General features: G+C 47.5%; 8 protein-coding genes. 7 read left to right on the top strand and 1 reads right to left on the bottom strand.

From position 1 onward, the window contains the following. Nucleotides 1-141 precede the first annotated feature (141 nt). Nucleotides 142-1,431 (bottom strand): phosphopyruvate hydratase, encoded by a 1,290-nt coding sequence (eno, locus tag H6F90_RS08665; protein WP_190552001.1) that lies wholly within the window; start codon nt 1,429-1,431, stop codon nt 142-144. Nucleotides 1,432-1,672: 241 nt separating this feature from the next. Between eno and gloA the strand changes: the two genes are divergently transcribed. The 7 genes from gloA (at nt 1,673) to rpmB (ending at nt 11,722) form a co-directional block, all read left to right on the top strand. Further along, entirely contained in the window at nt 1,673-2,110 is a 438-nt protein-coding gene (gene gloA, locus H6F90_RS08660; protein ID WP_190551999.1) for a lactoylglutathione lyase, read from the top strand. A 142-nt stretch (nt 2,111-2,252) separates the two neighbouring features. Further along, nucleotides 2,253-3,974 (top strand): iron uptake porin, encoded by a 1,722-nt coding sequence (locus H6F90_RS08655; RefSeq protein WP_190551997.1) that lies wholly within the window; start codon nt 2,253-2,255, stop codon nt 3,972-3,974. 77 nt (nt 3,975-4,051) lie between these two features. Beyond that, nucleotides 4,052-6,745, top strand: a complete 2,694-nt coding sequence (clpB, locus tag H6F90_RS08650; protein WP_190551995.1) for an ATP-dependent chaperone ClpB — start codon at nt 4,052-4,054, stop codon at nt 6,743-6,745. A gap of 290 nt (nt 6,746-7,035) precedes the next feature. Continuing rightward, a complete protein-coding gene (locus H6F90_RS08645; protein ID WP_190551993.1) occupies nt 7,036-8,058 on the top strand; it encodes a glycosyltransferase in 1,023 nt (340 codons plus the stop codon). Between the two features lie 2 nt (nt 8,059-8,060). Further along, nucleotides 8,061-9,044, top strand: a complete 984-nt coding sequence (locus H6F90_RS08640) for a glycosyltransferase (RefSeq protein WP_190551991.1) — start codon at nt 8,061-8,063, stop codon at nt 9,042-9,044. Between the two features lie 192 nt (nt 9,045-9,236). Further along, nucleotides 9,237-11,222 carry a molecular chaperone HtpG gene (gene htpG / locus H6F90_RS08635; protein ID WP_199295800.1) on the top strand — a complete coding sequence of 662 codons (1,986 nt, stop codon included), beginning with the start codon at nt 9,237-9,239 and terminating at the stop codon, nt 11,220-11,222. A 263-nt stretch (nt 11,223-11,485) separates the two neighbouring features. Further along, on the top strand, nt 11,486-11,722 hold the full coding sequence (rpmB, locus tag H6F90_RS08630; protein ID WP_190551988.1) for a 50S ribosomal protein L28: 237 nt from the start codon (nt 11,486-11,488) through the stop codon (nt 11,720-11,722). Nucleotides 11,723-11,828 lie beyond the last annotated feature (106 nt).

Here is an 11,828-nt window from a genome sequence, read left to right as displayed (position 1 = left end):
TCAAAAAGCCCTTCTGGAGGGGGTCTGGGGGACGCAGCCGTCCCTCAGCGGGGGTTTGGGGGCAGGTGCCCCCAAGGGTTCGGTTCTCAAGAGTTAATCCGATAACCCCTCAAAGCTAATAACTTGATCGAGCCTACTTCCTTACCGAGGCCCCAAGCCAATCGCCCCTGCATAGAGCGCCTGCTTACCCAGCTCATCCTCAATCCGGAGTAGACGGTTGTACTTTGCCACCCGCTCACTACGGCAAAGCGATCCCGTCTTAATTTGACCCGCGCGAACTGCTACAGCCAAGTCCGCGATCGTCGTATCTTCCGTTTCACCAGAACGATGGCTGATCACCGAGCGGTAACTGTTCCGAGTGGCCAGATCGATCGCTTGCAACGTTTCGGTTAAAGAGCCGATTTGATTTAGCTTAATCAAGATCGAATTGCCTGCTTTCTGGTCGATCCCCTGCTGTAGACGAGTGGGATTGGTCACAAACAAGTCATCCCCGACGAGCTGCACGCGATCGCCCAACTTCTGAGTTAGCAACTGCCAATGCTGCCAATCATCTTCGTGCAAGCCATCTTCGATCGAGACGATCGGGTACTGACCCGCCAACTTAGCCAGATAATCAACCATCTCGGCTGGCGTGTGAGCAGCACCATCATAGACGTACTGACCGTCTTTGTAGAGTTCGCTCGCAGCCACATCCAACGCCAGCGCCACTTGCTCTCCGGGCTTGTAACCCGCTTTCTCGATCGCGGCTATCAACAAATCTAAAGCCGCCTGATTAGATGCTAGGTTGGGGGCAAAACCACCTTCGTCCCCTACCCCAGTTAACAATCCCTGCGCCTTTAAGACGTTACTGAGCGAGGAAAACACTTCTGCTCCCCAGCGCAAAGCTTCACGAAATGAAGAAGCCCCAATCGGGACAATCATGAATTCCTGAATGTCCACATTGTTGTCTGCGTGCGCTCCACCATTGATCACGTTCATCAGAGGCACAGGCAGCAAGTTCGCGAGTGGCCCACCCAAGTAACGGTAGAGCGGTAGACCTAAAGCTTCGGCACCCGCTTTAGCTGTAGCGAGAGAGACCCCTAAGATGGCATTTGCACCCAGATTGGCTTTATTTTGCGAGCCATCCAGGTCAATCATGGCGCGATCGATCGCTTCTTGATTTAGCGCATTGCAACCGATTAAGCGAGGGGCAATTTCTTCCACCACGTTTTGCACTGCTTTCTGTACGCCCTTGCCGCCGTAACGGCTTGAGTCTCCATCGCGTAATTCATGCGCCTCGAAGCTCCCTGTTGAAGCACCACTGGGAACCTGTGCAACTCCAACAGCACCATTCTCCAGATACACTTCCGCTTCAATAGTTGGGCGTCCGCGTGAATCTAGAATTTCGCGAGCCCGAATGGAGTAAATGGCGGTCTCTGGCGTATCAATCATTCCCTCTGTACCCTCTGAATAAGCAGAATTGCAACTGGCCTCAACCGGGCGGTATGTTCACGATTCACCCGCTGGCGCTCAGCCTAAAATGGCAAACAGCCCGATTGTTAGAATACGTCCAAACGGACACCCAAGAGTGATCTTAGAGAGGTCTGGATTTTAGACTGGTAGTTTTACTTACGGATCTGCTAAAGATTCCGCTGAGTGCTTGAATAAAAAATGTGAAGCAGGGAAAAGAATTATGCGACTACTCCACACGATGCTACGGGTTGGCCACTTGGAAGAATCACTCAGATTCTATTGCGACATCTTAGGCATGAAGTTGCTGCGTCGTAAAGACTATCCTGGTGGTCAATTTACCCTTGCCTTCGTGGGCTATGGTGACGAAATTGACCATACAGTGATTGAGCTGACTCACAACTGGGGAGTAGAGCAATACAATCTCGGTGATGCTTATGGCCATATTGCCATTGGTGTGGATGATATTTATGCCACCTGCAACACCATCAAGGAGCGTGGCGGTAAGGTGGTGCGCGAGCCAGGACCAATGAAACATGGCTCCACCGTGATTGCTTTTGTCGAAGATCCTAGTGGTTACAAAGTTGAATTAATTCAACTAGCGGCGCAGAACGCAGCGTCGGCACAGCAAACCACAGAACCTGCGACTACAGCTCACTAAATACCTGGCGGGATGCGACATTCCCTTGCCTCAATAACGGGTCAACAACCTGTAAAGGTCAGCTAAAGGTCAACGTTAAGTTCCGGTTTTTAGTTGCTGTTCTGGAACTTCCTGAATAGCAACCCCTTGAAGGAGTGGCAGAGTGAGGAGAATCAATTGGGTCGCTGGAGGTCTTAGCAGCCTTAGTCTTCTAGCACAATTTTCGCTGAAGGCTGAGGCTGAATTACCTCATAGCTCAAATTCATCTTTAGATTTAGCCGTTGATACACTTTCGCCCCCTCTGCGGCTCCCGTCTAGGGTTAACATCCCTAACTCCGTTGCTCTAGGAAAAGCTGAGATTGAAAGTGGCTCAACGCTATTAGAATTTGCGCCTGACCCAGCGATCGCCCCCGCTAAATTCACTCAGTCAATTGCCCAGTTGCCCTCAAGTTTCTCTAAGCCAACCGCACCTGTGGCCGATAGCTTAGAGACAGATGACTCTGCGATGGCTCAAGTCAATTCTGTGTCAGAGCTGTCAGATGTGCAGCCGACTGACTGGGCCTATCAAGCCCTGAAATCTTTGGTTGAGCGCTATGGCGTAGTCACAGGTTATTCAGATGGCACCTTCCGAGGACAGGGATCGCTAACTCGCTACGAGTTTGCTGCCATTCTCAACGCTGTTTTTGTCAAGGTTAATGACTTAATTACCACCAATCAGACTAGCGACCTAGACCCGGAGGATATTGAGACCTTACGGCAGCTTCAGAGTACCTTCAGTCCAGCTTTGAATGATTTGCGCGATCGCTTAGCTGATTTAGATGGGCGTACGAGCGAGTTGGAAGCCAATCAGTTCTCGACCACCACCAAACTGCAAGGCCAAGCCATTTTTGCGCCCACAATAGGAACCCAAGCCTCACTGGAGTTAGTTTCGCGGGTGCGGCTAGATTTATTAACCACTCTGCAACCCGATGCCCTGCTGTTAACCCAACTAGAAATGGGCAACGGTAGAACTGATGCGATCGGTGAAGTGCACAATCGCGATCAAAATTTGCTGGGAACCACAGGTCTATTAGCTGATGCTGGGGGAGTAGAGTACGCCGAAGTGACTGAGACGCCTCGGATACGTAAGCTTTACTACACGTTTCGGCCTCAACCGAATTTGGCTGTCAGTATTGGCCCCAAAATCGTGCCTAGCGATTTTATTGATCGCAATCCCTTCGCCAACAACTCAGGCATTGATTTTAGCTCTGGCTTTTTCGTCAATAATCCTTTGATTGTGCAAAACCAGATTGACCGCTTTGGGGGTGCTGGTATTGCCTTAGATTGGCAACTCTCTGATTCATGGGCACTGCGATCGCTCTATGCCGCAGCGGATGGCGACAACCCACAACAAGGCGGTTTATTTGGCGATCGCAATCAAGGTAGCGTGGAGTTAGAGTATTCGATTAATTCTGCTAGCAGTGTCCAGTTGCAATATACAAGTGCTACCCTCAACGACACTCAGATTGAAGCGGCTGGGATCAACGCCCAATGGGCTATTGACCGAACAGTTGCCGTGTTTGGTCGTTATGGCTTCGGATCGTACCAGGGGTTTAATTCGGTTTTAGCCCAAAACTTAGATCTTCATCCTCAAACCTGGGCCTTAGGAGTCGTGTTTCGCAATCTTGTGATTCCAGGTTCATTGGCTGGGGCTGCTGTGGGTCAGCCTTTCATTACCAGCAATTTGGGAGATGCTACGCAAACCAATTTTGAATTGTTCTACAATCTCTCCATCAATGAGCATTTCAGTGTGACACCCACTTTCATGCTCGTGACTAATCCTAATAACAACGCTACGAATCCTGACATTTGGCAGAGTACGCTCCGGACTGTCTTCACCTTTTAGCAGGTGAGATGGCACAGGGCAGGTTGTTATACTAAACGTCTGGGGACAAGCCTTTTCACAGGAATTCTTTTTAGAACATGCAGCCCACCGACTCTAGCAAATTCACTGACAAAGCCTGGGAAGCGATCGTTAAATCTCAGGAAGTGGCCCGTCGCTTCAAACACCAACAGCTAGAGGTGGAGCATTTAGTCGTTGCTCTCTTGCAGCAGGATGGACTGGCGAGCAAAGTGTTTGATCGGGCGGGTGTAGATTCAGCCCGACTCCTTCTGCAATTAGAAGAATTTGCCCAACGCCAACCCCGCGTTACAGACGATGGGCAACTTTATCTAGGTCGGGGGCTAGATTTGCTGACGGACCGGGCCGAAGCCACACGAGAAGCCTGGCAAGATGGTTTCATCTCAGTTGAGCACCTACTCATTGGCTTTGCCGAAGACGAACGCATTGGTCGGCGCTTGCTCAAAGCAGTCAATCTGGATGCCAAGCAACTAGAAACCGTAATCAAGACCGTTCGAGGCAGCCAAAAAGTCACAGATCAAAGCCCTGAGTCTCGCTACGCTGCCCTAGAGAAATATGGTCAAGACCTGACAGAACAAGCGAAATCGGGCAAGTTAGATCCTGTAATTGGTCGTGATGACGAGATTCGTCGAGTGGTTCAAGTCCTGTCACGCCGCACCAAGAATAACCCTGTCCTGATTGGGGAACCCGGTGTTGGTAAAACGGCGATCGCAGAAGGACTAGCTCAGCGCATTGTCAACGGCGATGTGCCAGAATCCCTGAAAAACCGCAAGCTAATTTCGCTCGACATGGGCAGCTTGATTGCAGGAGCCAAGTATCGCGGCGAATTTGAAGACCGTCTGCGGGCCGTGTTGCGTGAAGTCATGGACTCCGACGGACAGATTGTCCTCTTCATTGATGAGCTCCACACCGTAGTCGGCACTGGAGCCAGCCAAGGCACCATGGATGCGGGCAACTTGCTGAAGCCCATGCTAGCTCGTGGGGAGTTGCGCTGTATCGGTGCCACCACGCTCGATGAATACCGCAAATACATCGAGAAAGATGCAGCTCTGGAACGGCGTTTCCAGCAAGTTGTTGTCAATCAGCCTAGCGTAGAAGACACTATTTCTATTCTGCGCGGCCTTAAAGATCGCTACGAAACTCACCACGGTGGGGTCAAAATCACTGATGCTGCTTTGGTCGCAGCGGCAACTTTGTCCGATCGCTACATTGCCGATCGCTTTCTCCCGGACAAGGCCATTGACTTGATCGATGAAGCTGCGGCCAAGCTGCGGATGGAAATTACTTCCAAACCCGTCGAGCTAGAAGCAATTGATCGTCGTTTGATGCAGCTAGAAATGGAAAAGCTGTCTCTAGAAAATGAAGGCCAACGCGCGATCGCGGGTGGCTATCGAACTTCACGGGAACGCCTGACTCGAATTGAGCAAGAAATTACAGAGTTGAGTGAAAAACAGCAACAGCTTGCGGGCCAGTGGCAAACCGAGAAAGAAGCCCTAGAAGGCATCAAAGCCCTGAAGATGGAGGAAGACCAGCTCAGAGTCCAAATTGAGCAGGCAGAGCGAGCTTACGACCTCAACAAAGCGGCTCAACTCAAGTATGGTCGTTTAGAGTCGGTGCAACGCGATCGCGAAGCTAAAGAAGCGCAACTTCTAGAGATTCAATCTCGTGGCTCTGGCCTCTTGCGAGAGCAAGTCACCGATGCTGATATTGCCGAGATTGTCGCCAAGTGGACTGGCATCCCTGTTAACCGTCTCCTAGAGTCAGAGCGGCAAAAACTGCTTCAGTTGGAATCCTATTTGCACCAACGGGTCGTAGGCCAAGATGAAGCGGTGGAGTCAGTCTCCTCAGCAATTCGTCGAGCTAGAGCAGGAATGAAAGATCCCGGTCGTCCCATTGGTTCTTTCCTATTTATGGGGCCGACTGGAGTTGGTAAAACTGAACTAGCTCGCGCCTTAGCCCAATCTCTGTTTGACACCGATGACGCCTTGGTGCGCCTTGACATGTCGGAGTACATGGAAAAGCACTCAGTTTCTCGACTCGTCGGTGCGCCTCCAGGTTACGTTGGCTACGAAGAAGGGGGGCAGTTATCTGAAGCAGTCCGACGCCATCCCTACTCTCTAGTACTGCTTGATGAAGTCGAAAAAGCCCATCCAGACGTATTCAACATCTTGCTGCAAGTGCTCGATGATGGTCGTATCACCGATTCTCAAGGCAGGTTAGTTGACTTCCGCAACACTGTGATTGTCATGACTAGCAACATTGGCAGCGATCACATCTTGGATGTCTCAGGGGATGATTCTAAGTACGAACAGATGCGGGTTCTAGTCCTGCAAGCCCTGCGATCGCACTTCCGCCCCGAATTCCTCAACCGCGTGGATGACATCATTCTGTTCCATCCGCTCAATCTTGGTGAACTGCGCCAAATTGTCGGTATTCAGATCAAACGGATTCAAAAACTTCTATCCGATCAAAAAATCACGCTAGAACTTACAGAAGCAGCACAAAATTATATTGCAGATACAGGCTACGATCCCGTTTATGGTGCTCGTCCCCTCAAGCGTGCTATTCAGCGAGAACTTGAAAATCCGATCGCTAACAAGCTGCTAGAGAACACGTTTACAGAGGGGGATACTATCGTAATTGATTTAGCGAACAATACCTTAACGTTTACCAAAAAAGACCTAGATTCTACGGTTGAAGCTGTACCCTCATCTTCTTATTCAGGTTTGGCTCAGTCAGCTAAAGCCAAATCCTAACTTCGAGAAAGTAAGTTACTCTGTCGACAGGGTAAGACTATCGCTATTGCTTACCCATCGACAGAAATCTTCAAGTCAGGTTTGTTGGTTCAGTGCAATCGCCAATTTAGCACTATTTTCAAGTATCAAATTTTTGCTGATACTTGAAGTAGGTTGTACTCTATAAAAATATTTACGCTCTCTTTAAGGAAAACTACATCGATAAAGGAATTTATGTTGTAGCTTAAGCATAGAAATTGTAAAACTAGCTAAAGATTACTCCACCAGGTAATTATTGAGAGCTACACACCATGCCGCTAATCTCTGTCGTAATACCAGCCTATAATGCAGAGAAAACAATTAAGGCAACTATTGACTCAGTTCTAAGCCAAACGTTCTCAGACTTTGAGCTTATTGTTATTAATGATGGCTCTTTAGATACAACAGCAGATATTGTTTCAAATATTCAAGATTCTCGAATTAGGTTGAGAAATCAACCTAATTCTGGTCCTCAAAAAAGCCGCAATCTTGGTATTCGTGAAGCTCAAGGAGAGTATCTTGCTTTTCTTGACGCAGATGATTTGTGGACTCCTGAAAAACTAGAAGCCCAGTTAAAATCACTACGAGCAAATCCAGATGCTGCTGTAGCTTATAGCTGGACTAATTGGATTGATGAAACAGGACAGTTTTTAAGGCGAGGAGCTTATATTAGTGCGACAGGGAATGTTTATGAAAAGTTGCTGCTAATTGATTTTGTCGAAAGTGGCTCTAACCCATTAGTGCTTAGGCGGGCACTAGATCACGTTGGTCATTTTGATGAGTCACTCGTAGGAGGTCAAGATTGGGACATGTGGCTTCGGCTTGCCGCTTGCTATCCATTTACAGTAGTTACTTCCCCCCAAATTTTATATAGAAAATATCCCAATTCCAATTCTTGGTCAAATAATGTAGAACGACAAGAGCTAGGTTTTCAGCGAGTGATTGAAAAAGCTCTAGCCCACGCTCCGGAAGCAATTCAATGTCGTAGAAAAGATATTCTAGCTAACCGCTATAAGTGTTTGGTCGTAGACGCCTTAGAACGGCCAGCAGGACAAAAACGTGGATTAACAGCGGCTCGATTTCTTTGGGTGGCGATTCAAAACGATCCAGCTTTGTTGCGAGCAAAAGTTTTAGTCAAATTGATTTTTAGGACTACTGCTGTTATTTTCTTGCCACCTGATCTAGCTCAAGCCCTATTGCTAAAAGCTGGAAAACTCTTAGATGTTAGAGCTTTGTATGGCTATCTTCGAATTGATCCATCTACGTCGTCGCCTACTTCAGCGGAACTCACCTAACTATGCCCCTAGTTTCTGTGATCATCCCGGCCTTTAACAGCGAAAAAACGGTTCGAGAAACAATTGATTCAGTTCTACATCAAACACTGAGTAATGTTGAAATCATTGTTATTAACGATGGCTCTCAAGATTCAACGCTAGAAGTTGCTGCTAGTATTTCGGATGTTCGCCTCAAAATATTTTCCTACAGTAATGCTGGAGTATCGGCCAGTCGCAACCGTGGTTTGATTCATGCTTCGGGCGATTATATTGCATTTCTTGATGCCGATGATTTGTGGACCCCTGATAAACTACAAACTCAGCTAGAAGCCTTTCAAAATCATCCTAAGGCTGTAGTAGCTTATAGTTGGACTGATTGGATTGATGAATCTGGCCAATTTCTACGACCTGGTGGACATATCACAGAAAATGGTGACGTTCACAAGCAATTGTTGTTAAGGGATTTCATTGAAAGTGGCTCTAATCCTTTAATTCTTAAACAGGCGCTGATTGAAGTAGGAGGCTTCAATGAAACCTTAAGTGCTGCTGCAGATTGGGATATGTGGTTGCGCCTAGCAGCGCGTTATGAGTTTGTAGCAGTACCATCTGCTCAAGTTTTATACCGAGTTTCTGCGCAATCGATGTCTGCTAATGTCTGGAAGATGGAGGCTGAAAGCAAGCAAGTTATTGAACGTGCGTTTACTCAAGTGCCTGGCTCTCTGTCCTTGAAACGGCAGGTACTAGCTCAGCGCTACCAGTATTTGACCCTCAAAGCTTTAGAAGGCTCTCTCGATCGTTACCGTGGCATTACAGCAGTACGATTCTTTAAAGAAGCAGTTCGTAATAACCCCAAGTGGTTAGGTCGCATTCGGTTAATGGTAATTATTTTGGGAAAAATTGCGATCGCAGTTTTGTTGCCTGCTCATTCTGCTCAAGGAATGCTTAAAGCAATCAAGCAATGGGTTCGCAAAAGCAGAGGCCTCTCAGAACCTCAGCAAGTAAAATAGTGTAGGTTCAACTCTACAGAGTAGGGAAAACCGAATCAGCTTAGGTAGGGCAATCCCGGAATCGAAATTTAGATCGATCGCCCACAATCATAAGAGGCAGGTAGTGTAAGTACTCTTTAACCTAGTCTTTTACTTGCTTGCGCCTTCATAACTTCAAACACAGTTCATCCAACCGTCCACTGGACTAGACTCATGGCAACCATTCTGGAACAGGGCAACATCAGTATTCATACTGAGAACATCTTTCCAATTATCAAGAAGTGGCTTTACTCAGACCACGAAATCTTTCTGCGAGAACTGATCTCAAATGCGGTTGATGCAATTCAGAAGCTAAAGATGGTTTCTTATGCTGGAGAGTTCTCTGGCGAGGCAGGAGAGCCAGAAATCCAAATCACGCTTGATAAAGACAAGAAAACCCTCTCTGTCTCTGATAACGGAATTGGCATGACTGCGGAGGAGGTCAAGAAGTACCTCAACCAAGTAGCATTCTCTAGCGCTGAAGAATTCGTTGAAAAGTACAAGAACTCCACTGATCAACAAATCATTGGTCACTTTGGGCTGGGATTTTATTCCTCGTTCATGGTGGCCGCGCGGGTTGATGTTGACACACTTTCTTATCGAGAGGGTTCTCAAGCCGTTCATTGGTCCTGCGATGGCTCAACCGAGTTTAGTCTCGAAGAATCCGATCGGGCTCAACGGGGAACTACGGTAACTTTAACCCTACAAGAGGAGGAGTTAGAGTATCTGGAGCCTTACCGAATTAAGCAGTTAGTAAAAACTTACTGCGACTTTATGCCAGTGCCCATCAAGCTAGATGGAGAGCAAATTAATCGGCAAAAAGCTCCTTGGAAAGAGTCTCCTAGTAACCTGACCAAAGAAGATTATTTAGAGTTTTATCGTTATCTCTATCCTTTCCAAGAAGAGCCTCTATTGTGGGTGCATCTCAATACTGATTACCCCTTTGTTGTCAATGGCATTCTTTACTTTCCGAAGTTGAAGCCAGATGTAGACGTTACTAAGGGCCAAATCAAGCTATTTTGCAACCAAGTTTTTGTTAGCGACAATTGCGAAGAAGTTATTCCTCGATTCCTATTGCCTCTGCGGGGTGTGATTGACAGCGTTGATATTCCGCTGAATGTTTCTCGTAGCTTTTTACAAAACGATCGCACGGTCCGGAGAATTGCGGACTATATCGCTAAGAAAGTGGGCGATCGCCTGAAAGAACTCTACCGAGACAATCGGGAAGAGTATGTCCGCTGCTGGCAAGACTTAGGAACTTTCGTCAAGTTTGGCTCCATCAACGACGACAAGTTCAAGAAGCAAGTTGAAGATATTTTGATCTATCGCTCCACTGCCGAGTTGAAACCAACTACTGCTGAAACGCCTGCAGTTGAAGTTCAGTCTGAAGAAGGCGACGCCTGGCAAACAGTAACTCCTGCTTCAGAACCTAGCTCTGGACCTTCCTATAGCACTATCAAAGAGTATCTAGAGCGCAATCAATCGCGCCACGAGAATCGAGTCTTTTACTGCACGGATGAAGTAACTCAAGCTACCTATGTAGAGTTGCATAAGAAGCAGGGGTTAGAAGTCCTCTTTATGGACTCTTTCATCGATACCCACTTCATTAGCTTCTTGGAGCGAGAGTATTCTGAGGTTAAGTTCTCGCGTGTAGATTCTGACCTTGATGACACTCTGATTGAAAAGGATCAAGCGGCTGATATTGTTGACCCGAAAACGAATCAGACTCGTGGTGAGCAGCTAAAGGAATTATTCCAGAAAGCACTCAACCGACCCAAGCTAATTATTCGCACCGAAAGTTTGAAATCGGACGATCCCAAAGGCACTCCCCCAGCGATCGTGCTTTTGCCAGAAGCTTTGCGTCGCTTGCAAGAGATGAACGCTTTGATGCAACAGCAACTAGCTCAGTTTCCGGAAGAGCATGTCCTGCTGGTGAACACGGCTCATCCCTTGATTCAAAATCTAATTAATATGAACCAAGGCAGCATTATTCAAGCTGAAGGGCAATCTGCTTCCAACGAACTAGCAGATATGATTTGTCAGCATGTCTACGACTTAGCCTTAATGTCTCAGAAAGGATTTGATGCTGAAGGTATGAAGGCGTTTGTAGAACGCTCTAACCAAGTGTTAACTCGCCTAACAGAGCAGGCAGCGAAGTAGACCAGATTCCAGAAGCTACGACTTAAATGACGTCCGACGTTGTTTGTAAGAGAGGCGATCGCCTCTCTTTTTACTTTTAAACCTGCCTTCCTAGCTGTAGAGGGCAGACAAACGCTTCGGGAGGCAATTCTAATGAGACGACCGGCGATCGCGCTTCTAAATTCTAAAGTGCCGAAAAACTACCAATTGTTTGGACTCAATTGAAGCGTTGTATACAATAAGAGACTGCACCTAAATTTACAAAGTTCAGGACTGGAGTTTACATGTCTCGCAAATGCCAACTGACCGGCAAGAAGGCAAACAACGCCTACGCCGTTTCTCACTCTCACCGTCGTACCAAAAAGCTGCAAGAAGTTAACCTACAGTGGAAACGCATCTGGTGGGCTGAAGGTAATCGCTGGGTTCGCCTCCGACTATCGACCAAAGCCATCAAAACTTTGGAGCACAAGGGTCTGGCAGCGATGGCGAAAGAAGCAGGTCTTAACCTCAACCATTACTAAAGCTCGTTCCTTGGATTTATTACGCCTGTAGGGTTTCTCATCAACCCTGACAGGCTTTTTTCTTAGTAGAGAACACTGACGACCACAGTTACAGCTTTATCAAATT

It is taken from the genome of Trichocoleus sp. FACHB-591 (assembly GCF_014695845.1).
Lineage (GTDB): Bacteria > Cyanobacteriota > Cyanobacteriia > FACHB-46 > FACHB-46 > Trichocoleus.
The sequence above is the reverse complement of the archived record's forward strand: the minus strand, read 5'-3'. Positions and strand labels throughout refer to the sequence as shown.